At 60.6% G+C, this 23,573-nt stretch carries 28 protein-coding genes; 2 read left to right on the plus strand and 26 right to left on the minus strand.

What is annotated here, in order from left to right; translation table 11 throughout:
- Positions 1 to 10: 10 nt before the first annotated feature.
- The 6 genes from fdhE to ACVWY1_RS18410 all read right to left on the minus strand — a co-directional run bounded on the left by fdhE (position 11) and on the right by ACVWY1_RS18410 (position 7,119).
- Positions 11 to 937, minus strand: coding sequence for a formate dehydrogenase accessory protein FdhE (gene fdhE / locus ACVWY1_RS18385; protein WP_457378605.1), 927 nt, complete (start codon positions 935 to 937; stop codon positions 11 to 13).
- 4 nt (positions 938 to 941) lie between these two features.
- Positions 942 to 1,598 (minus strand): formate dehydrogenase subunit gamma, encoded by a 657-nt coding sequence (locus ACVWY1_RS18390; protein WP_102684367.1) that lies wholly within the window; start codon positions 1,596 to 1,598, stop codon positions 942 to 944.
- Positions 1,595 to 2,545, minus strand: coding sequence for a formate dehydrogenase subunit beta (gene fdxH, locus ACVWY1_RS18395; protein WP_038707246.1), 951 nt, complete (start codon positions 2,543 to 2,545; stop codon positions 1,595 to 1,597). Before fdxH ends, ACVWY1_RS18390 begins: the two co-directional genes overlap by 4 nt.
- Positions 2,545 to 5,613: a formate dehydrogenase-N subunit alpha gene (fdnG, locus tag ACVWY1_RS18400; protein ID WP_457378606.1), complete on the minus strand. Its 3,069-nt coding sequence runs from the start codon at positions 5,611 to 5,613 to the stop codon at positions 2,545 to 2,547. Before fdnG ends, fdxH begins: the two co-directional genes overlap by 1 nt.
- Before the next feature lie 153 nt (positions 5,614 to 5,766).
- The gene (locus ACVWY1_RS18405) at positions 5,767 to 6,636 is read right to left on the minus strand and encodes a DMT family transporter (protein WP_430944674.1); all 870 of its coding nucleotides are present in this window, start codon (positions 6,634 to 6,636) and stop codon (positions 5,767 to 5,769) included.
- 174 nt (positions 6,637 to 6,810) lie between these two features.
- Entirely contained in the window at positions 6,811 to 7,119 is a 309-nt protein-coding gene (locus ACVWY1_RS18410; protein ID WP_457378607.1) for a hypothetical protein, read from the minus strand.
- Positions 7,120 to 7,456: 337 nt separating this feature from the next.
- On the opposite strand from ACVWY1_RS18410, the gene ACVWY1_RS18415 reads away from it, so the two are divergent.
- Complete coding sequence (locus ACVWY1_RS18415; protein WP_457378608.1) at positions 7,457 to 7,960, plus strand: GlcG/HbpS family heme-binding protein; 504 nt, start codon at positions 7,457 to 7,459, stop codon at positions 7,958 to 7,960.
- An 88-nt stretch (positions 7,961 to 8,048) separates the two neighbouring features.
- Here the strand turns inward: ACVWY1_RS18415 and ACVWY1_RS18420 are convergent, their stop codons facing one another.
- Positions 8,049 to 8,597: a single-stranded DNA-binding protein gene (locus ACVWY1_RS18420; protein ID WP_023629920.1), complete on the minus strand. Its 549-nt coding sequence runs from the start codon at positions 8,595 to 8,597 to the stop codon at positions 8,049 to 8,051.
- Between the two features lie 9 nt (positions 8,598 to 8,606).
- On the minus strand, positions 8,607 to 10,001 hold the full coding sequence (locus ACVWY1_RS18425; RefSeq protein WP_139668119.1) for an MFS transporter: 1,395 nt from the start codon (positions 9,999 to 10,001) through the stop codon (positions 8,607 to 8,609).
- Positions 10,002 to 10,130: 129 nt separating this feature from the next.
- Here ACVWY1_RS18425 and uvrA point away from each other — a divergent pair, with 129 nt between their 5' ends.
- Positions 10,131 to 12,965 (plus strand): excinuclease ABC subunit UvrA, encoded by a 2,835-nt coding sequence (gene uvrA / locus ACVWY1_RS18430; protein ID WP_046857340.1) that lies wholly within the window; start codon positions 10,131 to 10,133, stop codon positions 12,963 to 12,965.
- 72 nt (positions 12,966 to 13,037) lie between these two features.
- Here uvrA and bfr read toward each other — a convergent pair whose 3' ends face one another.
- From bfr to rplX, 18 genes are all read right to left on the minus strand, one after another.
- Positions 13,038 to 13,502: a bacterioferritin gene (gene bfr, locus ACVWY1_RS18435; RefSeq protein WP_028690240.1), complete on the minus strand. Its 465-nt coding sequence runs from the start codon at positions 13,500 to 13,502 to the stop codon at positions 13,038 to 13,040.
- Positions 13,503 to 13,664: 162 nt separating this feature from the next.
- Positions 13,665 to 15,104: a catalase gene (locus ACVWY1_RS18440; protein ID WP_139668117.1), complete on the minus strand. Its 1,440-nt coding sequence runs from the start codon at positions 15,102 to 15,104 to the stop codon at positions 13,665 to 13,667.
- Positions 15,105 to 15,274: 170 nt separating this feature from the next.
- On the minus strand, positions 15,275 to 15,661 hold the full coding sequence (rplQ, locus tag ACVWY1_RS18445; RefSeq protein ID WP_003255451.1) for a 50S ribosomal protein L17: 387 nt from the start codon (positions 15,659 to 15,661) through the stop codon (positions 15,275 to 15,277).
- A 42-nt stretch (positions 15,662 to 15,703) separates the two neighbouring features.
- Positions 15,704 to 16,705, minus strand: a complete 1,002-nt coding sequence (locus ACVWY1_RS18450; RefSeq protein WP_003255452.1) for a DNA-directed RNA polymerase subunit alpha — start codon at positions 16,703 to 16,705, stop codon at positions 15,704 to 15,706.
- A gap of 22 nt (positions 16,706 to 16,727) precedes the next feature.
- A complete protein-coding gene (gene rpsD, locus ACVWY1_RS18455; protein ID WP_023629185.1) occupies positions 16,728 to 17,348 on the minus strand; it encodes a 30S ribosomal protein S4 in 621 nt (206 codons plus the stop codon).
- 15 nt (positions 17,349 to 17,363) lie between these two features.
- Positions 17,364 to 17,753: a 30S ribosomal protein S11 gene (gene rpsK / locus ACVWY1_RS18460; protein ID WP_012270237.1), complete on the minus strand. Its 390-nt coding sequence runs from the start codon at positions 17,751 to 17,753 to the stop codon at positions 17,364 to 17,366.
- An 18-nt stretch (positions 17,754 to 17,771) separates the two neighbouring features.
- The gene (rpsM, locus tag ACVWY1_RS18465) at positions 17,772 to 18,128 is read right to left on the minus strand and encodes a 30S ribosomal protein S13 (RefSeq protein ID WP_003255457.1); all 357 of its coding nucleotides are present in this window, start codon (positions 18,126 to 18,128) and stop codon (positions 17,772 to 17,774) included.
- Between the two features lie 131 nt (positions 18,129 to 18,259).
- Positions 18,260 to 18,376, minus strand: a complete 117-nt coding sequence (gene rpmJ, locus ACVWY1_RS18470) for a 50S ribosomal protein L36 (protein ID WP_011531897.1) — start codon at positions 18,374 to 18,376, stop codon at positions 18,260 to 18,262.
- A 30-nt stretch (positions 18,377 to 18,406) separates the two neighbouring features.
- On the minus strand, positions 18,407 to 19,738 hold the full coding sequence (gene secY / locus ACVWY1_RS18475) for a preprotein translocase subunit SecY (protein WP_003257108.1): 1,332 nt from the start codon (positions 19,736 to 19,738) through the stop codon (positions 18,407 to 18,409).
- Positions 19,739 to 20,173: a 50S ribosomal protein L15 gene (gene rplO, locus ACVWY1_RS18480; RefSeq protein WP_011531896.1), complete on the minus strand. Its 435-nt coding sequence runs from the start codon at positions 20,171 to 20,173 to the stop codon at positions 19,739 to 19,741. It lies immediately after the preceding gene.
- Positions 20,174 to 20,176: 3 nt separating this feature from the next.
- Positions 20,177 to 20,353, minus strand: a complete 177-nt coding sequence (gene rpmD, locus ACVWY1_RS18485; RefSeq protein ID WP_011531895.1) for a 50S ribosomal protein L30 — start codon at positions 20,351 to 20,353, stop codon at positions 20,177 to 20,179.
- 2 nt (positions 20,354 to 20,355) lie between these two features.
- On the minus strand, positions 20,356 to 20,856 hold the full coding sequence (gene rpsE / locus ACVWY1_RS18490) for a 30S ribosomal protein S5 (protein ID WP_046857343.1): 501 nt from the start codon (positions 20,854 to 20,856) through the stop codon (positions 20,356 to 20,358).
- Positions 20,857 to 20,859: 3 nt separating this feature from the next.
- The gene (gene rplR / locus ACVWY1_RS18495; protein WP_023629183.1) at positions 20,860 to 21,210 is read right to left on the minus strand and encodes a 50S ribosomal protein L18; all 351 of its coding nucleotides are present in this window, start codon (positions 21,208 to 21,210) and stop codon (positions 20,860 to 20,862) included.
- 10 nt (positions 21,211 to 21,220) lie between these two features.
- A complete protein-coding gene (gene rplF / locus ACVWY1_RS18500; RefSeq protein ID WP_046857344.1) occupies positions 21,221 to 21,754 on the minus strand; it encodes a 50S ribosomal protein L6 in 534 nt (177 codons plus the stop codon).
- Positions 21,755 to 21,766: 12 nt separating this feature from the next.
- Positions 21,767 to 22,159, minus strand: coding sequence for a 30S ribosomal protein S8 (gene rpsH, locus ACVWY1_RS18505; protein ID WP_046857345.1), 393 nt, complete (start codon positions 22,157 to 22,159; stop codon positions 21,767 to 21,769).
- A 210-nt stretch (positions 22,160 to 22,369) separates the two neighbouring features.
- Positions 22,370 to 22,675, minus strand: a complete 306-nt coding sequence (gene rpsN / locus ACVWY1_RS18510) for a 30S ribosomal protein S14 (RefSeq protein ID WP_023629181.1) — start codon at positions 22,673 to 22,675, stop codon at positions 22,370 to 22,372.
- Between the two features lie 13 nt (positions 22,676 to 22,688).
- A complete protein-coding gene (gene rplE, locus ACVWY1_RS18515) occupies positions 22,689 to 23,228 on the minus strand; it encodes a 50S ribosomal protein L5 (RefSeq protein ID WP_003255474.1) in 540 nt (179 codons plus the stop codon).
- A 20-nt stretch (positions 23,229 to 23,248) separates the two neighbouring features.
- Complete coding sequence (gene rplX / locus ACVWY1_RS18520) at positions 23,249 to 23,563, minus strand: 50S ribosomal protein L24 (protein ID WP_023629180.1); 315 nt, start codon at positions 23,561 to 23,563, stop codon at positions 23,249 to 23,251.
- Between the last annotated feature and the right edge of the window lie 10 nt (positions 23,564 to 23,573).

Below are 23,573 nucleotides of genomic sequence, written 5' to 3' on the forward strand. Positions count from 1 at the left end.
GTGTAGACACTCACCCACCACCCGGTGCCAACATAAGGTTCGGCGCCAGCCGATGAAAGCCCTCGTCGTCCAGCCGCATATCCAGCGCCAGGCTCGCCAGGTCATCGGCCAACGGCTCGGCCGCCGCGTCGTTCTCCAGGTAGCTCTGCTTCAGGTAGCCCAGGCACCCCGGACAGCACTCGGCGCGCAGCGGTGCCTTGCCCGGCGCATGGCGGTCATCCTCGAGGCTGCTGTAGCGCAGGCCCTTGCTCGACTCGCAGTACACGCACTTGACCCGCACCACATGCCATTCGCAGGCACACAGCGAACAGGCCAGGTAGCGCAGGCCGTTGTGCTTGCCGCGATTGCGCACCACACCGGCCATGGCCGGCGAGCCGCAGGCCGGGCACTGGGCCAGGCTGCCAGCGGGCTTGAGCTCAGGCTCTGGCAGCGTCAGCAACCAACTCGACCAGGCGGCCTGCAACGCCGCGCCCAGGAAGGGCACCAAGGCCGCCGGTACGGCGTCGTACTGGCCACCGAGCAGCGCGATGGCCCAGCCCTTGCGCTGTTCGTCACCGCTCTCGCGCAGGCTGCCCAGCGCCGCTGCCAGTGGCCCTTCGGGCGCCGGTTCGAAGTGATCGAGCAGCGCTTGCAGCCACACCAGCCACTGCCCTTCGCGCACCAGGCCGTCCGCTGCCAGGGGTGGCAGGCCATGACTTATGCACAGGCGCTGACGCTCCTCGGCTACCGGCAAGCCACCGGGCGGGTTATCCACAAGCTGCTGCTGGATCCGGCACAGGCGCGCGACCAGATGCAGATACTCGCCAAGGGCATTGCCCTCGGCCAGGTGCTCCAGGCGCGCGGCCCGCACTGCGAACAGATTGGCGGGCGGCAGATGCAGGAACGGCGGCATTACCGCCGACGCTTCGATCTGCCCGGGTTCGAGAATCGTGCTCAAACGCTCATCCTTCTTTTCTACCGTGATTGTGCGGCGTCTTGTCGCCGGTGACTTCCCGGTACCACAGTTCATGGTGCTTGCGCGCCCAGGCGCGGCTGACCCAGCCATGCAGCATCGCGCCGATCGAGCCCTTGATCCAGATCCCGGCGTAGATGTGCACGATGATGCTGAGGATCAGCACGAACGCCGCCAGGGCATGCAGCAAGGTCGCCAGTCGGATAGCACCGATATCAAAGTAATGGCTGAACCAGGCCCGCCAGATCACCACGCCGCTGACCAGCAGCACCAGCATGCACGCCAGCAAGGTCCAGAACAGCAGCTTCTGCCCGGCGTTGTACTTGCCGATCGGCGGCACGCCCTCCTCCTTGTTGAGCATCACCCGGTCGATGCGGCGCAACCACAGGCGGTCGTTGGCGGTGATGAAGTTGGCGCGCCAGAAGCGCAGCACCAGGCCAAGGAAGAACACGAACATGGCCACGCCGATGAACGGGTGGAGGATCCGTGTCCACGGCCCGCCGCCGAACAGGTGGCTGAGCCAGAACAGCGCCGGGTGGAACAGCGCCAGCCCCGACAGGCCGGCCAGCACGAACAGGATCGCGACGATCCAGTGGTTGCTCCGCTCGTTGGCGTTGTAGCGCAGGATAGGCTTGTTGTCGTTCATGGCCGCTGCTCCCCCTGCCCGCCCGGGCGGTTCGGATCATAGACATGCACCGCCGGGTCCACCTGGTGGACATCGTTATCCACAGGTGCCGGATGCTCGTCTTCCTCGACCCGCTGCGGGCCGACACGTACGTAGTGGAAGAACCCGGCCAGCACCGCCGCGCCCATGGCCAGCAGCGCCAGCGGCTTGCTGAAGCCCTTCCACAGCCCGACCAGCGGGCTGATCACCGGTTGGTCCGGCAGACCGGCGTAGATCCGCGGCGTGTCGGCATGGTGCAGCACGTACATCACGTGGGTGCCGCCGACACCGTCCGGGTCGTACAACCCGGCGTTGTCGTAGCCCCGCGACTTCAGGTCGACGATGCGCTCATCGGCATGCACCTTCATCTCCTCCTTGCTGCCGAAGACGATCGCCCCGGTCGGGCAGGTCTTCACGCAGGCCGGCTCCAGGCCCACGCTCACGCGGTCGGAACACAGGGTGCACTTGTACGCCTTGTGATCCTTCTGCGAAATGCGCGGGATGTTGAACGGGCAGCCGGTGATGCAGTAGCCGCAACCGATGCAGTGGTCCTGGTTGAAGTCGACGATACCGTTGGCATGCTTGATGATCGCGCCCGGGCTCGGGCACGCTTTCAGACAACCCGGATCGGCGCAGTGCATGCAGCCATCCTTGCGGATCAGCCACTCCAGGTTGCCGTCGTCGCGCTCGTGCTCGGTGAAGCGCATCAGGGTCCAGGTTTCGGCACTGAGGTCCTGGGGGTTGTCGTAGGTGCCATGGTTGTGGCCAACCTCGTCACGCAGTTCGTTCCACTCCGAACACGCCACCTGGCAGGCCTTGCAGCCGATGCACTTGGTGGTGTCGATCAGCTTGGCGACTTCCTGCTGCTGGCGTACCGAGGGCGGCACGGTGGTGGTGGCCGAGCGGGCAATGATGTCTTGGCTGGCCATCAGAGTTTCTCCACTTTGACGAGGAACGACTTGGACTCCGGCGTCTGCGTGTTGCCATCCCCGAGGAACGGCACCAGGGTGTTGGTCAGGTAGCCGTGCCGCGTGGCGCCGGTGAAGCCCCAGTGCAGCGGGATGCCGATCTGGTGCACGGTCTGGTTGTTGACCTGCAGCGGACGGATCCGCTTGGTCACCACCGCCACCGCATCAATGTGCCCGCGCTTGCTCGATACCCTTACCCGGTCACCGGCCTTGATGCCCTTCTCGTTCGCCAGCACCTCGCCGATCTCGACGAACTGCTCGGGCTGGGCGATGGCGTTGAGCCGGCAATGCTTGCTCCAGAAGTGGAAGTGCTCGGTCAGCCGGTAGGTGGTCGCGGCGTGCGGGAACTCGTCGTGGGTACCCAAGGTGTCCCACACCGAATCGAAGATCCGCCCGGCCGGGTTGCTGGTGGCCTTCTTGTTCTGCGGGTGCAGCGGGTTGATGCCGATCGGTGTCTCGAAAGGTTCGTAATGCTCGGGGAACGGGCCCTCGGCCATCTTGTCGATGGCGAAGAAGCGCGCCACACCCTCGGGGTTCATGATGAACGGATTCATCCCCGCTTCCGGCGGCGAGTCGACCTTGAAGTCGGGCACGTCGGTGCCGGTCCAGGCCTTGCCGTTCCACCACACCAGGCGTTTTTTCTCCGGGTCCCACGGCTTGCCTTGCGGGTCGCTGGAGGCGCGGTTGTAGAGGATGCGGCGGTTGGCCGGCCAGGCCCAGGCCCAGTTCTGCACCTGGTGCATGCCATAGGGATCGCTGTTGTCGCGACGGGCCATCTGGTTGCCCTGCTCGGTCCAGCTGCCGGCGAAGATCCAACAGCCCGACGCGGTGCTGCCGTCATCCTTCAACTGCGCGAAGCCGGCGAGCTGTTGCCCAGCCTTGAGCGTGGCACCGGTGGCGTCGGTGAGATCACTGACCGCCCAGCCGTTCATCTCCTTGGCCAGCTCTTCGGGGGATGGCTCCTCAGGGACCTTGTACGGCCAGCTGATGTTGAGCAGTGGGTCCGGATAGGCGCCGCCCTCGGCCTGATAGCGCTGGCGCAGGCGCAGGAACAGCTCGCTCATGATGTGCACGTCGGTACGGGTCTGGCCCGGGCCATCGGCGCCCTTCCAGTGCCACTGCAGCCAGCGGCTGCTGTTGACCAGCGAACCGTCCTCTTCGGCGAAGCAGGTGGTGGGCAGGCGGATCACCTCGGTCTGGATGTTGGCCGTGTCGACGTCGTTGAACGGGCCGGCGTTGCGCCAGAACTCGGACGTTTCGGTAGCCAGCGGGTCCATGATCACCAACCACTTGAGCTTGGCCAGCGCGGCGGTGACGCGGTTCTTGTCCGGCAACGCGGCGATCGGGTTGAAGCCCTGGCACATGTAGCCGTTGACCTTGCCCTGGCCCATCATCTCGAACATGCGCAGCACGTCGTAGGCCGGCACGTCGAGCTTGGGCAGCCAGTCATAGCCCCAGTTGTTCTCCGCCGTGGCATTGGCGCCGTACCAGGCCTTCATCAGGCTGACGTGGAACTTGCCGTAGTTCTGCCAGTACGACAGCTGCCCCGGACGCAAGGGCTTGGAGGCGCGCTTGTCGATGTAGGTGGCGTAGTCCTGCTCGGCGTCGCCGGCCAGCGTGAGGTAGCCCGGCAGCGAGTTCGACAGCAGGCCCAGGTCGGTCAGGCCCTGGATGTTGGAGTGCCCGCGCAGGGCGTTGACCCCGCCACCGGGCATGCCGACGTTGCCCAGCAGCAACTGCACCATCGCCGCGCTGCGGATGATCTGCGCGCCGATCGAGTGCTGGGTCCAGCCCAGGGCATAGAGGATCGTCATGGTCTTGCCCGGCACCGAACAGGTGGCGATCTCTTCCCAGACTTTCATCATCTGGTCCTGGGGCATGCCACAGGTCATGCTCGCCAGTTCCGGCGTGTAGCGGCTGTAGTGCTGCTTCATCAGCTGATAGACGCAACGCGGGTGCTGCAGGGTCGGATCGACCTTGGCGAAGCCGTCCTCGCCCAGCTCATAGCCCCAGCCGGACTTGTCGGCATACACGCGCTTGGCCGCGTCGTAGCCGCTGAACAGCCCGTCCTCGAAGCCATAGCTCTCTTTGACGATGAACGACACATCGGTGTAATTGCGCACGTACTCGTGCTGGATCTTGTCGTTGCTCAGCAGGTAGTTGATCAGCCCGCCCATGAAGGCGATGTCGCTGCCGGTACGGATCGGTGCGTAGTAATCGGCCACCGAGGCGGTACGGGTGAACCGCGGGTCGACCACGATCAGCCGCGCCTTGTTGTGCGCCTTGGCTTCGGTCACCCACTTGAAGCCGCACGGGTGCGCTTCAGCGGCGTTGCCGCCCATCACCAGGACCAGGTTTGCGTTGGCGATATCGGACCAGTGATTGGTCATCGCGCCACGGCCATACGTCGGGGCAAGACTTGCCACCGTCGGGCCGTGTCAGACACGCGCCTGGTTATCGAACCCCAGCATGCCGGTCGCACGGACCACCTTGTGCGTCAGGTAGCCCGCTTCGCTGGAAGCGGCAGACGCGGCGAGGAATCCGGTGGTGAGCCAGCGGTTGACCGTCTGGCCCTGGGCATTCTTCTCGATGAAGTTGGCGTCGCGGTCCTGTTTCATCAGGTCGGCGATGCGGTCGAGGGCTTCGTCCCACTCGATGCGGGTCCACTCGTTGCTGCCCGGCTTGCGCACCTCAGGGTACTGCAGGCGGCTCGGGCTGTGGATAAAGTCCAGCAGGCCCGCGCCTTTCGGGCATAGGGTGCCGCGGTTGACCGGATGGTCCGCGTCGCCCTCGATATGGATGATGTTCTGTTTGACGTTCTTGCCCGCGTCACCCTGGCTGTACATGATCAGGCCGCAGCCGACCGAGCAGTAGGGGCAGGTGTTACGGGTTTCCTTGGTATGCGCCAGCTTGAAGTGGCGTATCTGCTCGGCGAATGCCGGTGTCGGGGCCATGCCCAACGCCGCGAGGCTCGAGCCTCCAAGGCCGACGGCGGCGACCTTGAAGAATTGCCGACGGTTGAGGTCCATCGTGCACTCCTGATCAGGTTCTCGGGCGCACGGGACTTGGCCGGCGCCTCAGGGACTTCACGGTGGCGGTGGGTAGAGACCGCCAACTGTTAAGCCTAGTCAAGAATCTGGGAAGTGGGGTGATATGGATCAGGTTGTAAGTAAATCGCCACCTTATTCATACAGGTGCAGAAGTACAGCGCCCGCCAGCACCAGGGCCACCCCGACGACCTGTAGCAGGGACAGACGCTCGCGGTAGAACAGGAAGCCAAGAATGGCGGCAATGCCTCCGGACAAGGTGCTGATCACCGTAACGACTGCGATCGAGCCATGCAGCGCGCCCCAGGAAAACGCCGAGAAACCTCCCAGATTGAAAAGACTGGCACCACACAAGGTCCCCCAGGTCTTGAGCCTGACCGTAATCAGGCCTCGAAACATTCGCAGCGCTGCGGGCAGCAGGAACAGAACCCCCACCCCATAGCCGAGCGCCAGCATGTTCACTGGCCCCAGCACCGGTAATACGTATTTTCCCTGGACCCAGAAGCTGATGCCATACAGCAGCGCGGCCAGCAGGGCGAAACCGACTGACAGACGACTGCCCGCAGGCGCTTGCCCACTACCGCCCTTTGCCTCACGGCTGGCCAGGACCACGCCCAGAAAGCAGGTCAGCAATCCGAAGATCTGCCAGGTGCCCAGCACCTCGCCCCCCAACCACGCCAGCAGCGTGGTGAACACGCCATAGGCAGTCACCAACGGCGCCACCACCGATGTCTGGCCGATCGCGAACGCCTTCGAAAGCGCCAATGCGCCGATCAGGGTACACAGTGCCGCCATACAGGCGAACAGCAGCACGCTTGTCGGGGCCGCGACCATCTTGGTGAGCTGCTGAGAAGATCCGGCAATGATGAGCCCCATCAACAACAGGCCCAACAACTGCCCGAAGAATACCGCCCGCCTTACGCCGACCGCCCGGGCATTCATGCCAACCAGAAAGTCGGTGGCCCCCCAGAGTGCGGCAGCCAGCAGCCCCATTAGTACATCCATGTCTCAATTCCTGAATGGAAGAGATGTGACGATAGCCATCGCTTCTCCCCAATTAAAGTTCAGGTACTTAAGGGCAGCCTTGAATCGGCAATGGCAAGGTACTGCATCGCAATCAGAGTTCGACTGCATGGCTATAATTACCCTTTATCAGGCCCGCCTGCAAGGCAGATCATCTTAAATGCCTACCACAACTATAAAGTTGCCAATAGTTGTAATAGAGCCCAGATAAATCTGTACATATTTAATTAGACTCGGCCCAATTCCCCGATCATATGTAATGGTTTCCGGCCCGAAGATCAGCGTCACAACACCTAGTGCCGCGACTATCATACCGATGGACCAAACAACCCAGCCTTTGTAAGCCTTATCACCTGCCTCACCCTCAAGATAGGTGGCGTAGGCGTCTTCCAAACCCTCTACGCAATAGTCTCCGGGAATAGAGTTCAACTGTATGTCGATTTTCTGCTTATCTTCAGCGCTCATCTTTACACCCCAGCAGCGAAAGTCCAATAGCTTAAACCACGCCTCTATCCTGGCCACCCCAAAAAGTAAATTCAGAACAGTCCTACATTGCTATCCACTAAATATTTCGCTTATCCACCATGCATTTCAAAATGCCAAACCAACATCTCAAATCAACCTCACCCCTTGGAAACACACAAAACTACCAGAGTGACGGTGCTTAATCGCCGAGCAGCTGAGCGGTCACCTTTAAACAGGATGAGATGGCGCAAGCAGCAGCAGAGAAAAATACCCTACACAACATTAGGAAAGGCCTTACACCAAGTGCTGTAACTTGCTTGCTAGGTTGGTAGTACACATGGACGAGGTATTTATCATGAACGTGAAAAGCTCACTCGGCAGCCTTCTGCTCGGCGCCGCGATACTCCCCTCCCTCACCGTGGCAGCCTCTCTGGACAGTGGCGCCGCGCCTCAAGTCACCGCCGAACAAGCACGCGCCATCGCTAATGCCGCTGAACGTGCCGCCCGTGCCCAAGGCTTCGCCATCGTCATCAGCATCGTCGACAACCACGGCAACCTGAAGCATTTCCACCGCATGGACGGCACCAGCAGCGGTAGTGTCCAGGTAGCGCAGCTCAAAGCCGCTACATCTGCGCGCTTTCCACTTTCATCCCGTTCACTGGGTGAACGCAGCGCTGGGTTGCCAGCCAATCCCTACGCTTCGCTGCCCGGTTTCACTTTGCTGGAAGGCGGGTTGCCAATTATGGATGTGAACGGCAGGCATATCGGCGGTATAGGCGTCAGCGGAGCAACACCAGAGCTTGATGCACAATTTGCCCAGGCGGCGCTCGAAGAAAACTGACTGGCAAAAAGAAACCCGCTTCATGCCTGAAGCGGGTTTCTTGTCACAGCTCCGTTCACCTGTGGTACCTAGTGCCCACAGGAAAGGATCAGAACGGAATATCGTCGTCGAAGCTGTCGAAGTCAGCGGCAGGCTGCGGAGCCGGCTGTTGCGGCGCTGGGCGCTGCGGCGCTTGTTGCGGGCGCTGGGCCTGCTGGCGTGGGGCCTGGTTGTACTGTTGCTGCTGACCGCCCTGGTTGTAGTTGTTGCCACCACCCTGGTTGTACTGGTCGCCACCGCCCTGCTGGCCCTGCGGACGACCGCCGAGCAGCTGCATGGTGCCGTTGATGTCGACGATGATCTCGGTGGTGTAGCGCTTGATGCCGTCCTTTTCCCACTCGCGGGTCTGCAGCTTGCCCTCGATGTAGCACTGCGAACCCTTGCGCAGGTATTCGCCGGCGATTTCGGCGACCTTGCCGAACAGCGAGACACGGTGCCACTCGGTGCGCTCGACCTTCTGGCCCGACTGCTTGTCGGTCCACTGCTCGCTGGTGGCCAGGCTCAGGTTGGTCACGGCGTTACCGTTGGGCAGGTAGCGGACTTCGGGATCCTGACCGCAAGTACCGACCAGAATGACTTTGTTAACCCCACGGGCCATAACGTTCTCCTAGGCTTCGCACGCCGAAGAGGCTGGGTTCACCAGACGCTCGAGGGTCGCACGGTCCAAAATTTTCGTATCCAGTTTGATATAGATGGCGGCTTCTTCTGCCACCACCACAGCGTCGGTCACACCCGGCACGGCCATCAGGCGCTCGATCAGCCCGGCTTCCCGGACCGCTTCCGGCGTCAGCGGCATGCGCAGGCTGGTCACGTACGGCGGCTCGTTCATGCGCAACGCCGTCAGCAGCCAGAAGGCGCACAAGCCAGCGCAGCCGAGGAACACCATGCTCAAGCCACCGTGCTGGAACAACCAGCCACCGAGGATGCCACCCAGTGCCGCGCCAAGGAACTGGCTGGTGGAGTAGACCCCCATCGCCGTGCCCTTGCCGCCGGCAGGCGACACCTTGCTGACCAGCGAAGGCAAGGATGCCTCCAGCAGGTTGAATGCAGTAAAGAATACCACGGTGCCGATCACCAGTCCGCGCAAGTTGTCAGCCCACTGCCAGAAGAACACCTCCACCAGCAGCAGGACACTGACCGCGCCGAGCAACACGCGTTTCATCTTGCGCTTCTTTTCCCCGTAGATGATGAAGGGGATCATTGCAAAAAATGAAACCAGCAGCGCGGTCAGGTACACCCACCAGTGCTGCTCCTTGGGCAGCCCGCCGCGCTCGACGAAGGCCAGCGGCAGCGCCACGAAGCTGGCCATCAGGATCGCGTGCAGCACGAAAATACTGATGTCCAGGCGTAGAAGGTCCGGATTGCGCAGGGTCGGGCCGAGGGCCTGACGGGCGACACCGGACTCGCGATGACTCAGCACACTGTGCGAGCTGGGCACGACGAAAGCGATCAGCGCGATGCCGACGAGGGCAAGTCCTGCAGTGGCCAGGAACAATCCTGACAAACCAAAGGCGCGGGTCAACAGCGGGCCGACCACCATCGCCACGGCGAACGACAAGCCGATGCTCATGCCGATCATGGCCATGGCCTTGGTCCGGTGCTGTTCGCGGGTCAGGTCGGACAACAGCGCCATGACCGCCGCAGAAATCGCCCCCGCGCCCTGCAGGATGCGCCCGGCGATAACCCCCCAGATCGAGTCGGCCTGGGCCGCCAGCACACTGCCCAGGGCGAAGATCACCAGCCCCACATAGATCACTGGCCGGCGACCGATGCGGTCGGAAATCACCCCGAACGGAATCTGCAGCACCGCTTGCGTCAGACCATAGGCGCCGATGGCCAGGCCGATCAGTGCAGGCGTGGCGCCGGCCAGGTCCATGCCGTAGGTGGCGAGCACCGGCAGCACCATGAACATGCCCAGCATACGAAAGGCAAAGACCAGGGCCAGGCCGCTCGCGGCGCGGGTTTCGCTGCCACTCATGCGCTCGTTGTGGGTGTCGTGCATGGATTAACCTCGTGTGAACCGGCGGCGATTCTATCAGTCCGACGCCTTGACGGCATATACGCGACGCTTTGCCGCGTACTGGCAGCGCGCCGTATACTGCTTTGTTTATGCCCGCCGAGCGAGGCCGTAGTGGACAAGATCCTGATCCGTGGGGCGCGTACCCACAACCTGAAGAACATCGACCTGACCCTGCCCCGGGACAAACTGATCGTGATCACCGGCCTGTCCGGGTCCGGCAAGTCCTCGCTGGCGTTCGACACGCTGTACGCCGAAGGCCAGCGCCGCTATGTCGAGTCGCTGTCGGCCTATGCCCGGCAGTTCCTGTCGATGATGGAAAAACCCGACGTCGACACCATCGAAGGATTGTCGCCGGCCATCTCCATCGAGCAGAAGTCGACCTCGCACAACCCGCGCTCGACCGTCGGCACCATCACCGAGATCTACGACTACCTGCGCCTGCTCTATGCCCGCGTCGGCACCCCACGCTGCCCGGACCATGACATCCCGCTTGAGGCGCAAACGATCAGCCAGATGGTCGACCTGGTGCTGGAAAAGCCCGAAGGCAGCAAGCTGATGCTGTTGGCGCCGGTTATCCGCGAGCGCAAGGGTGAGCACCTGGCGGTGTTCGACGAGCTGCGCGCCCAGGGTTTCGTACGCGCCCGGGTCAACGGCAAGCTGTACGAGCTCGACGAGTTGCCCAAGCTCGACAAACAGAAGAAACACAGCATTGATGTGGTGGTAGACCGTTTCAAGGTCCGCGCCGACCTGCAGCAGCGCCTGGCCGAGTCCTTCGAGACCGCGCTCAAGCTGGCCGACGGCATCGCCCTGGTAGCGCCGATGGACGACGAGGAAGGCGAAGAAGTGATCTTCTCGGCGCGCTTCGCCTGCCCGGTGTGCGGCCACGCGATCAGCGAGCTGGAGCCGAAGCTGTTCTCCTTCAACAACCCGGCTGGCGCCTGCCCGACCTGCGATGGCCTGGGGGTCAAGCAGTTTTTCGACACCAAGCGCCTGGTCAACGCTGAGCTGACCTTGGCCGAAGGCGCGATTCGCGGCTGGGACCGGCGCAACGTCTATTACTTCCAGATGCTCGGCTCGCTGGCCGCGCATTACGGCTTCAGCCTGGAGGAACCGTTCGGCGAGCTGTCCGCCGAGCACCAGAAGGTCATCCTGCAAGGCAGTGGCAAGCAGAGTGTCGACTTCAAGTACCTCAACGACCGTGGCGACATCGTCAAGCGCTCGCACCCGTTCGAAGGCATCGTGCCGAACCTTGAGCGTCGCTATCGCGAGACCGAGTCGGCCACCGTGCGTGAAGAGCTGGCCAAGTTCCTCGGCACCCAGCCCTGCCCTGATTGTCGCGGCACCCGCCTGCGCCGCGAAGCGCGCCACGTCTGGGTGGGTGAGAAGACCCTGCCGGCAGTGACCAACCTGCCGATCGGCGAAGCCAGCAATTACTTCGGCGCGCTGAGCCTCACCGGCCGCCGTGGCGAGATCGCGGCGAAGATTCTCAAGGAAATCTGCGAACGCCTGCAGTTCCTGGTCAACGTCGGCCTCGACTATCTGACCCTGGACCGCAGCGCCGATACCCTGTCTGGCGGCGAGGCCCAGCGTATCCGCCTGGCCAGCCAGATCGGCGCAGGCCTGGTGGGCGTGATGTACATCCTCGACGAGCCCTCGATCGGCCTGCACCAGCGCGATAACGACCGCTTGCTGGCAACGCTCAACCACCTGCGCGACCTGGGTAACACGGTGATCGTGGTCGAGCACGACGAGGACGCCATCCGCCTGGCCGACTACGTGGTGGACATCGGCCCGGGCGCTGGCGTGCATGGCGGGCAGATCGTCGCCGAGGGCTCACCCGAGGAGGTGATGGCGCATCCCGACTCGCTGACTGGCAAATACCTGTCCGGACGCAAGAAGATCGTCGTGCCGGCCAAGCGCACCCCGCGCAACAAGAAGCTGTCGCTCAAACTCAAGGGCGCGCGCGGCAACAACCTGCAGAACGTCGACCTGGAAGTGCCGATCGGCCTGCTGACCTGCGTGACCGGTGTGTCCGGCTCGGGCAAATCGACGCTGATCAACAACACCCTGTTCCCCCTGGCCGCTACTGCGCTAAACGGGGCAAGCAGCCTGGAAGCGGCGCCGCACGCCAGCGTCGATGGCCTGCAGCACCTGGACAAGGTGGTCGATATCGACCAGAGCCCGATCGGCCGTACGCCACGGTCGAACCCGGCTACCTACACCGGCATCTTCACGCCGATCCGCGAGCTGTTCGCTGGCGTGCCGGAATCGCGTTCGCGCGGATACGGCCCAGGGCGCTTCTCGTTCAACGTCAAGGGTGGGCGCTGCGAGGCCTGCCAGGGCGACGGCCTGATCAAGGTGGAGATGCACTTCCTGCCGGACATCTACGTGCCGTGCGACGTGTGCAAGAGCAAGCGCTACAACCGCGAAACCCTGGAGATCAAGTACAAGGGCAAGAACATCCACGAGGTGCTGGAAATGACCATCGAGGATGCCCGCGAGTTCTTCGACGCGGTGCCGGCCCTGGCGCGCAAGCTGCAGACCCTGATGGATGTGGGCCTGTCGTACATCAAGCTGGGGCAATCGGCGACCACGCTGTCGGGCGGCGAAGCGCAGCGGGTCAAGCTGTCCCGCGAGCTGTCCAAGCGCGACACAGGCAAGACCCTGTACATCCTCGACGAGCCGACCACCGGCCTGCACTTCGCCGATATCCAGCAACTGCTGGACGTGCTGCACCGCCTGCGTGACCACGGCAACACCGTGGTGGTCATCGAGCACAACCTGGATGTGATCAAGACCGCCGACTGGCTGGTGGATTTGGGGCCGGAAGGTGGGTCCAAAGGCGGCCAGATCATTGCCTGTGGCACGCCAGAAGAGCTGAGCAAGATGAAGCAGTCGTACACCGGCCACTACCTCAAGCCACTGCTGGAGCGTGACCGGGCCTGAGTGGAGTCGCTGACATGAAAAAGCCCCTGGTACCGTCGGTGCCAGGGGCTTTTTCGTAGGGCTGTGGATAACTTACATCTGCGACTGCAGGTAGTTCTCCAGGCCGATCGCCTTGATCAGACCCTGCTGCTTCTCCAGCCAGTAGGTATGATCTTCTTCGGTGTCGGCCAGCTGCGCGCGCAGGATGTCGCGGCTGATGTAGTCCTTGTGCAGTTCGCACAGCTCGATGCCCTTGCACAGCGCGGCACGTACCTTGTACTCGAGCTTGAGGTCGGCCTCGATCATCTCCGGCACGGTGCTGCCCACTTCCAGGTCGTCGGCGCGCATGTCCGGAGTACCTTCGAGCATGAGGATACGGCGCATCAGGGCATCGGCGTGCTGCGTCTCTTCTTCCATCTCGTGGTTGATACGTTCATAGAGCTTGGTCAGGCCCCAGTCTTCGTACATGCGCGAGTGAATGAAGTACTGATCGCGTGCTGCCAGTTCGCCCTTCAGCAACGTGACGAGATAGTTGATTACGTCCGGGTGACCTTGCATCGCCCTGCTTCTCCGTGTGAATACGTCAATAGGGCTAGTGTGAACCAGGTTTTGCTCGCGGTCACTGAAAAACGCGCAATTAGAAGCAAAAAATCGGCTAAACAGTAGTGATATTCATTGAAAAACCGCCCAAATGAGGGCGGTTCTTCTTATCACTTCGACTTAGCCGAGATTCACGCCCAATGCCTTGGCAATCCCTTCGCCGTAGGCCGGATCAGCCTTGTAGAAGTACTGCAGCTGACGCTGGATGACATCGTCGCTGACACCGGCCATGGTCCCGGCGATGTTGTTGATCAACAGCGCCTTCTGCTCATCGCTCATCAGACGGAACAGTGCCCCGGCGTGGCTGTAGTAATCGTTGTCCTCACGGTGATCGTAACGATCCGCCGAGCCGTTCAGGGCCAGTGCGGGCTCGGCATGCCGCGGCGATTGCTTCGGCGCGCTTGCATGGCTGTTGGGCTCGTAGTTAGGAGCGCCGCCGTATGCGCCGATGGCCATGGAGCCGTCGCGTTGGTAGCTGTTCACCGGGCTGCGCGGCGCATTGACCGGCAGTTGCTGGTGGTTGGTGCCTACGCGGTAGCGATGCGCATCGGCATAGGCGAACACACGCCCCTGCAGCATGCGGTCTGGCGACAGGCCAACCCCGGGGACCATGTTGCTGGGCCCGAACGCCGCCTGCTCAACCTCGGCGAAGTAGTTGAGCGGGTTGCGGTTGAGCTCCAGCACACCGACTTCGATCAACGGGTAGTCCTTCTGCGACCAGGTCTTGGTCACATCGAACGGGTTTTCGTCACGGCTGGCCGCCTCGGCCTCGCTCATCACCTGGATGCACACGGTCCAACGCGGGAAATCGCCGCGCTCGATGGCCTCGAACAGGTCACGCTGGGCGTAGTCCGGGTCGCTCCCGGCCAGACGGGCGGCATCAGCCGGCGCCAGGTTCTTGATGCCTTGCTGGGTCTTGAAGTGCCATTTGACCCAGCTCCGCTCGCCCTGGGCGTTGATCAGGCTGTAGGTGTGGCTGCCGAAGCCGTGCATGTGGCGGTAGCCATCGGGAATGCCGCGATCGGAGAACAGGATGGTGACCTGGTGCAGTGCCTCGGGCGAATGCGACCAGAAGTCCCACATCATTTGCGCGTTCTTCAGGTTGGTCTGCGGGTGGCGCTTCTGGGTGTGGATGAAGTCAGGGAACTTCAGCGGGTCGCGAATGAAGAACACGGGAGTGTTGTTGCCAACAATGTCCCAGTTGCCTTCCTCGGTGTAGAACTTAACCGCAAAACCACGCGGGTCGCGTTCGGTATCCGCAGAGCCGCGTTCGCCGCCCACGGTGGAGAACCGCAGGAACGTTTCGGTCTGCTTGCCGATGCTGTCGAACAGCTTGGCACTGGTGAGCTCGGTGATATCGCGGGTGACGGTGAAGGTACCGTAGGCGCCGGAGCCCTTGGCGTGCACGCGACGCTCCGGGATGTTCTCGCGGTTGAAGTGGGCAAGCTTCTCGAGCAGGTGGAAGTCGTCGAGCAGCAGCGGGCCACGAGGGCCTGCGGAACGGGAGTTCTGGTTGTCGGCTACGGGTGCACCGCTGGCGGTAGTGAGAATCTTGCTCATGGGCTCTCCTGATCGGTCTTGAATTGCCGGCTAATCGGCTTGAGGAGAGTATTGTCGAGCGAGGTTACAAGGACAAATTCATTAAGTGACTTATATCAATAGAAAATAACAATTCACCAGACAACAAAAAACCGGGCCTAGGCCCGGTTTCTTGTAGCAGACAGAACGTCTTACTCGGCAGCTTCTACAGCACCACCGACCGGACGATCAACCAGCTCGACGTACGCCATAGGCGCGTTGTCGCCAGCGCGGAAACCGCACTTCAGGATACGCAGGTAGCCGCCCTGACGGGTGGCGTAACGCTTGCCCAGGTCGTTGAACAGTTTGCCAACGGCGGACTTCGAACGGGTACGGTCGAAGGCCAGACGACGATTGGCAACGCTGTCTTCCTTGGCCAGGGTGATCAGCGGCTCGGCAACGCGGCGCAGTTCCTTGGCTTTCGGCAGGGTGGTTTTGATCAGCTCGTGCTCGATCAGCGACACAGCCATGTTCTGGAACATAGCTTTGCGGTGAGAGCTGGTACGGCTCAGGTGACGTCCACTTTTACGATGACGCATGATTCATTCCTTACCAAACACAACGTTCGGTGATTACGACGATCAGGCAGTCGCCTTGTCGTCTTTCTTAAGGCTTGCAGGCGGCCAGTTGTCGAGGCGCATGCCGAGAGACAGACCACGGGAGGCCAGGACGTCCTTGATTTCAGTCAGGGACTTCTTGCCCAGGTTAGGAGTCTTCAACAGCTCTACTTCGGTACGCTGAATCAGGTCGCCGATGTAGTAGATGTTCTCCGCCTTGAGGCAGTTGGCCGAACGTACAGTCAGTTCCAGGTCGTCAACCGGGCGCAGCAGGATCGGATCGATCTCGTCTTCCTGCTCGACCACAACCGGCTCGCTGTCACCTTTGAGGTCGACGAACGCGGCCAGCTGCTGTTGCAGGATGGTCGCGGCACGACGGATAGCCTCTTCAGGATCCAGGGTACCGTTGGTTTCCAGATCGATGACCAGCTTGTCCAGGTTGGTACGCTGCTCAACACGGGCGTTCTCGACCACGTAGGCGATACGACGCACCGGGCTGAACGAGGCGTCCAGCTGGAGACGGCCAATGCTGCGGCTTTCGTCTTCGTCAGTCTGACGGGAGTCGGCCGGCTCGTAACCGCGACCACGAGCTACAGTGAGCTTCATGTTCAGGGCGCCGTTGGACGCCAGGTTCGCGATTACGTGATCGGGGTTGACGATCTCGACATCGTGATCCAGCTGAATATCGGCAGCGGTAACCACCCCCGAACCCTTTTTCGACAAGGTCAGCGTAACTTCGTCACGACCGTGCAGTTTGATAGCCAGGCCTTTCAGGTTCAACAGGATTTCAATGACGTCTTCCTGTACACCTTCGATCGCGGAGTACTCGTGGAGTACGCCATCGATCTCGGCCTCGACTACTGCACAGCCAGGCATGGAGGACAACAGGATGCGGCGCAGCGCGTTGCCCAGGGTATGGCCGAAGCCACGCTCGAGAGGCTCGAGCGTGATCTTGGCGCGGGTTGGACTGACAACCTGCACGTCGATGTGACGGGGTGTCAGAAACTCATTTACCGAAATCTGCATGGATGCACCTATTTTCTAGCCCTTACTTGGAGTAGAGCTCGACAATCAGGTTTTCGTTGATGTCGGCGGACAGGTCGCTGCGAGCAGGAACGTTCTTGAAAACGCCCGACTTTTTAGCAGCATCCACATCAACCCACTCAACGCGGCCACGCTGGGCGCACAGTTCAAGGGCTTGAACAATGCGCAGCTGGTTCAGCGACTTCTCGCGAACCGAGACCACGTCACCCGGACGAACTTGGTAGGATGGAATGTTTACAGTCTTACCGTTGACGCTGATCGCTTTGTGCGAAACCAGCTGACGGGACTCGGAACGAGTCGAGCCGAAGCCCATACGGTAAACGACGTTATCCAGACGGCACTCGAGCAGTTGCAGCAGGTTCTCACCGGTTGCGCCTTTTTTCGAGGCAGCAGCTTGGTAGTAACCGCGGAACTGACGCTCCAGAACACCGTAGATACGACGGACTTTTTGTTTCTCGCGCAGCTGGGTACCGTAGTCGGACTGACGGCCACGGCGCTGGCCGTGGATACCTGGGGCTGCTTCGATGTTGCACTTCGATTCCAGAGCGCGAACGCCGCTCTTCAGGAACAGGTCAGTGCCTTCACGGCGAGACAGTTTGCATTTTGGACCAATGTAACGTGCCATTTATCTGTCTCCTGATTACACGCGACGCTTCTTCGGCGGACGGCACCCGTTATGCGGGATTGGCGTCACGTCGGTGATGCTGGCGATCTTGTAGCCGCAGCTGTTCAGTGCACGAACGGCGGACTCACGACCTGGACCTGGACCCTTGACGTTCACGTCGAGGTTCTTCAGACCGTATTCCAGCGCAGCTTGACCAGCACGCTCAGCAGCGATCTGTGCTGCGAACGGGGTGGATTTGCGCGAACCACGGAAACCCGAACCACCGGAAGTAGCCCAGGACAGTGCGTTGCCCTGACGGTCGGTGATGGTCACGATGGTGTTGTTGAAAGACGCATGGATGTGGGCGATGCCATCAACCACTGTCTTTTTGATTTTTTTACGAGGACGAGCAGCAGGTTTTGCCATGTCTATATTCCTGGGCGATTACTTGCGGATCGGCTTACGCGGGCCCTTACGGGTGCGTGCGTTGGTCTTGGTGCGCTGACCGCGAACCGGCAGACCTTTACGATGACGCAGGCCGCGGTAGCAACCCAGGTCCATCAAGCGCTTGATCTTCATGTTGATGTCACGGCGCAGGTCACCTTCGGTGGTGAACTTCGCGACTTCGCCACGCAGGGTTTCGATTTGCTCGTCGCTCAGATCCTTGATCTTAGCGGCTGGGTTTACACCAGCATCCGCACAGATCTTCTGTGCAGTTGTGCGACCGACACCATAGATGTAGGTCAGCGAGATAACAGTATGCTTGTTATCTGGAATGTTGACGCCTGCAATACGGGCCATTCAGTGGGACTCCAATTGACAGCTACCTACGCCCCGGAAGCCAAGAAATAGGGCGCGAGATAATATCGCTGTAGAAACGAATAATCAACCCAGCAGCACACTAGCTGCTGGGTTTGAAGCGCGGATCACACTCAGCCTTGGCGCTGCTTGTGACGCGGTTCCGCGCTGCAGATCACGCGCACGATACCTTCGCGACGAATGATCTTGCAGTTGCGGCACAGCTTTTTCACCGATGCACGAACTTTCATTACCGACTCCTCGAACCTTAAGGGGCTAAATCAGCGCAGCAGACCGCTGCCGCCGTAGCCTTTCAGGTTGGCTTTCTTCATCAGGGATTCGTACTGGTGCGAAACGAGGTGCGATTGTACTTGGGACATGAAGTCCATCACAACCACTACCACAATCAGCAACGAGGTCCCGCCAAGGTAGAACGGCACGTTTGCTGCTACCACCAGGAACTGGGGCAGAAGGCACACGGCCATCATGTAAAGAGCACCGAACATGGTCAAACGGGTCAGAACGCCATCAATGTAGCGCGCCGACTGCTCACCAGGACGGATACCCGGAATAAAGGCACCGGACTTCTTCAGGTTTTCCGCTACGTCTTTCGGGTTGAACATCAACGCTGTGTAGAAGAAGCAGAAGAAAATAATCCCTGCACTAAACAGCAGAATGTTCAACGGCTGACCAGGAGCGATCGACTGCGAGATGTCCTGCAGCCAGCCCATACCTTCAGACTGACCGAACCAGGCACCCAGCGAAGCCGGGAACAGCAAGATGCTGCTCGCGAAAATGGCCGGAATTACGCCCGCCATGTTCACTTTCAGCGGCAGGTGGCTGGTCTGCGCAGCGAAGACCTTGCGGCCCTGCTGACGCTTGGCGTAGTGAACAGCGATACGACGCTGACCACGCTCGATGAACACCACGAAGCCGATAATCGCTACTGCCAGCAAACCGATTGCGACCAGGGCGAAGATGTTGATATCGCCTGTGCGTGCAGACTCGAAAGACTGCCCGATTGCTCTCGGAAGACCGGCAACGATACCTGCGAAGATCAACATCGAGATACCGTTGCCCACACCGCGCTCGGTGATCTGCTCACCCAGCCACATCATGAACATCGCGCCCGCCACGAAGGTGGAGACGGCGACGACATGGAAGCCGAGGCCAACAGAAAACGCCACGCCCTGGTTGGCCAGGCCAATGGACATGCCAATGGCTTGAACCAGCGCCAGGATAACGGTGCCGTAGCGGGTGTACTGGCTGATCTTGCGACGGCCAGCTTCACCTTCCTTCTTCAACTGCTCCAGCTGCGGGCTGACAGCGGTCATGAGCTGCATGATGATCGATGCCGAGATGTACGGCATGATCCCCAGTGCAAAGATGCTCATGCGCTCCAGCGCGCCGCCGGAAAACATGTTGAACAAGCTAAGAATGGTCCCCTCATTCTGCCGGAACAGATCCGCGAGACGGTCCGGGTTAATGCCTGGTACCGGGATGTGCGCGCCAATCCGATAGACGATGATCGCCATGAACAGAAAACGCAGACGAGCCCAGAGTTCCGACATCCCGCCCTTACCGAGCGAAGAGAGAGCACCTTGCTTAGCCATTTATTCCTCGAACTTGCCGCCAGCTGCTTCGATAGCCGCACGTGCACCTTTGGTGACGGCGATACCCTTGAGGGTGACTGCGCGAGTGACTTCGCCCGACAGCATGATTTTCACACGCTGTACGTGCTGGCCGATCACGTTGGCGTCCTTCAGGGACTGAACGGTGATCAGATCGCCTTCCACCTTGGCCAGCTCGGACAGACGCACTTCGGCGCGGTCCATGGCTTTCAGGGAAACGAAGCCGAACTTCGGCAGGCGACGGTGCAGCGGCTGTTGACCGCCTTCGAAGCCTGGAGCGATGGAGCCACCGGAACGGGAAGTCTGACCTTTGTGACCACGGCCACCAGTCTTGCCCAGACCGCTACCGATACCACGGCCCGGACGGTGCTTCTCGCGACGGGAACCCGGCGCTGGACTCAGATCATTGAGTTTCATCGATTAACCCTCGACCTTCAGCATGTAGTAAGCCTTGTTGATCATCCCGCGGTTCTCGGGAGTATCCTGGACTTCTACAGTGTGACCGATACGACGCAGACCCAGACCCTTCACGCACAGCTTGTGGTTAGGGATGCGGCCCGAGACGCTCTTGATCAGCGTAACTTTGACGGTTGCCATGATCAGCGGATCTCCTCAACAGTCTTGCCGCGCTTGGCAGCAATGGACTCAGGGGATTGCATGGCTTTCAGACCCTTGAAGGTGGCGTGAACCACGTTCACCGGGTTGGTCGAACCGTAGCACTTGGCCAGGACGTTCTGAACACCAGCAACTTCCAGGACGGCACGCATTGCGCCGCCGGCGATGATACCGGTACCTTCCGAGGCAGGCTGCATGTAGACCTTCGAGGCGCCGTGGGCGGCCTTGGTGGCGTACTGCAGGGTGGTGCCCTTCAGGTCAACCTGAATCATGTTGCGACGAGCAGCTTCCATGGCTTTCTGGATCGCGGCAGGTACTTCGCGCGATTTGCCACGGCCAAAGCCAACACGACCCTTGCCATCACCTACCACGGTCAGCGCGGTGAAGGTGAAGATACGGCCGCCTTTAACGGTTTTGGCTACGCGGTTAACTTGAACCAGCTTCTCGATGTAGCCTTCGTCGCGCTTTTGATCGTTATTTGCCATAACTTAGAACTCCAGCCCGCCTTCACGAGCAGCATCAGCCAGCGCTTTGACGCGGCCATGGTACTTGAAGCCGGAACGGTCAAAGGCAACTTGAGATACACCGGCGGCTTTCGCGCGCTCAGCTACCAGCTTGCCAACCTTAGTGGCCGCGTCGATGTTGCCAGTGGCGCCATCACGCAGTTCTTTGTCCAAGGTAGAGGCGCTTGCCAGAACCTTGCTGCCGTCGGCCGAAATGACCTGGGCATAGATGTGCTGCGAGGAGCGGAACACGCACAGACGCACGGCTTCGAGCTCGTGCATTTTCAGGCGTGCTTTGCGAGCGCGACGCAGTCGAATAACTTTTTTGTCGGTCATTTGCTAGGCCCTACTTCTTCTTGGCTTCTTTACGACGGACTACTTCGTCCGCGTAACGCACACCCTTGCCCTTGTAAGGCTCTGGCGGACGGAAACCGCGGACTTCAGCGGCCACCTGACCCACCAGCTGCTTGTCGATACCCTTGATCAGGATGTCGGTCTGGCTTGGGGTTTCAGCGGTGATACCGGCTGGCAGTTCGTAATCCACTGGGTGCGAGAAGCCCAGAGCCAGGTTCAGGACGGTGCCTTTGGCCTGAGCTTTGTAACCAACACCGACCAGCTGGAGCTTGCGCTCGAAGCCTTGGCTTACGCCTTGGACCATGTTGTTCACCAGGGCGCGGGTGGTACCGGCCATGGCGCGAGCTTGCTGGTCACCGTTGCGAGCGACGAAACGCAGCTCACCAGACTCTTCGGTAACTTCAACAGACGAGTGAACGTTCAGTTCGAGAGTGCCCTTGGCACCCTTCACCGAAAGCTGCTGGCCGGCGAATTTGACTTCGACGCCTGCTGGCAGCTTAACGGGGTTCTTAGCGACGCGAGACATGCCTATCTCCCCTTAGAACACTGTGCACAGAACTTCGCCGCCGACACCGGCAGCGCGCGCAGCGCGGTCAGTCATCACACCTTTGTTGGTGGAGACGATAGACACGCCCAGGCCGCCACGTACTTTCGGCAGCTCAGTGACGGCCTTGTACTGGCGCAGGCCAGGACGGCTGGTACGCTTCAGTTCCTCGATGACCGGACGGCCTTCGAAGTACTTCAGTTCGATCGACAGGGAAGGCTTGGCTTCGCCGTTGACTTCGTAGCCAGCGATGTAGCCTTCGTCTTTCAGTACTTTGGCAACCGCGACCTTCAGGGTAGAAGAAGGCATGCTTACGACAGACTTTTCAGCCATCTGGGCATTACGGATGCGAGTTAGCATGTCCGCTAACGGGTCCTGCATACTCATGGGCTAGATGCTCCTGATACAAGAATTATTAGCCTTGCGGCTATCACAACCACCCGAACAGGCAGGGCAAAAAACCCGGGCTCAGGTGAGCCGGTCATTCTAGACACAAGGCAGAAACGAAACAAGCCCCATATAGGGGCTTGTTTCAATGCGAGGTCACCGGCGGTCGGAAGATCGCTCCCCTTCCACCGGCGGTCACGCCAACCGGGATTACCAGCTGGCCTTGACCAGACCCGGCACGTCACCACGCATGGCGGCTTCGCGCAGCTTGTTACGGCCGAGGCCGAACTTGCGGTACACGCCGTGCGGACGACCGGTGATGCGGCAACGGTTACGCATGCGCGAAGCGCTGGCGTCACGTGGTTGCTTCTGCAGGGCGACAACGGCAGCGAAACGCTCTTCTGGAGAGGCGTTCAGGTTGACGATGGTCGCTTTCAGCTCGGCACGCTTTTTGGCGTACTTGGCTACCGTGAGCTGACGCTTCAGCTCGCGGTTTTTCATGCTCTTCTTGGCCATTTTCCTACTCCAATCAGTTGCGGAACGGGAACTTGAAAGCACGCAGCAGAGCGCGGCCTTCGTCGTCCGAACGAGCAGTGGTGGTCAGGGTGATGTCCAAACCGCGCAGAGCATCGATCTTGTCGTAGTCGATTTCCGGGAAGATGATCTGCTCTTTCACGCCCATGCTGTAGTTGCCACGACCATCGAAGGACTTGGCATTCAGGCCGCGGAAGTCGCGAACCCGAGGCAGGGAGATCGCCAGCAGGCGGTCCAGGAATTCGTACATCTTGTCGCTACGCAGGGTCACCTTGACGCCGATCGGCCAGCCTTCACGGACTTTGAAGCCCGCGATGGATTTACGAGCGAAAGTCACGACCGGCTTTTGACCGGTGATCTTTTCCAGGTCGGCAACAGCGTGCTCGATGACTTTCTTGTCGCCGATCGCTTCGCCCAGACCCATGTTCAGGGTGATTTTGGTAACGCGCGGAACTTCCATCACGTTCGACAGCTTAAGTTCTTCCTTAAGCTTGGGAGCGATTTCGTTCCGGTAAATCTCTTTCAGTCGTGCCATGGTCTTCTACCTAGCAGTGTTCAAGCATCAACCGCTTTTTGGGTCGACTTGAAGACACGAATTTTCTTGCCTTCTTCTACTTTGAAGCCAACGCGGTCAGCCTTGTTGGTTTCGCTGTTGAAGATGGCAACGTTGGAAGCGTGCAGTGGCGCTTCTTTTTCGACGATACCGCCCTGAACGCCCGCCATCGGGTTAGGCTTGGTATGACGCTTGACCAGGTTCACGCCACCGATGACCAGACGGTCATCAGCCAGAACCTTCAGCACCTTACCGCGCTTACCCTTGTCTTTGCCGGCGATCACGATGATCTCGTCGTCACGACGAATCTTTTGCATGTCGGATCTC

Source organism: Pseudomonas sp. TE6288 (assembly GCF_054062095.1).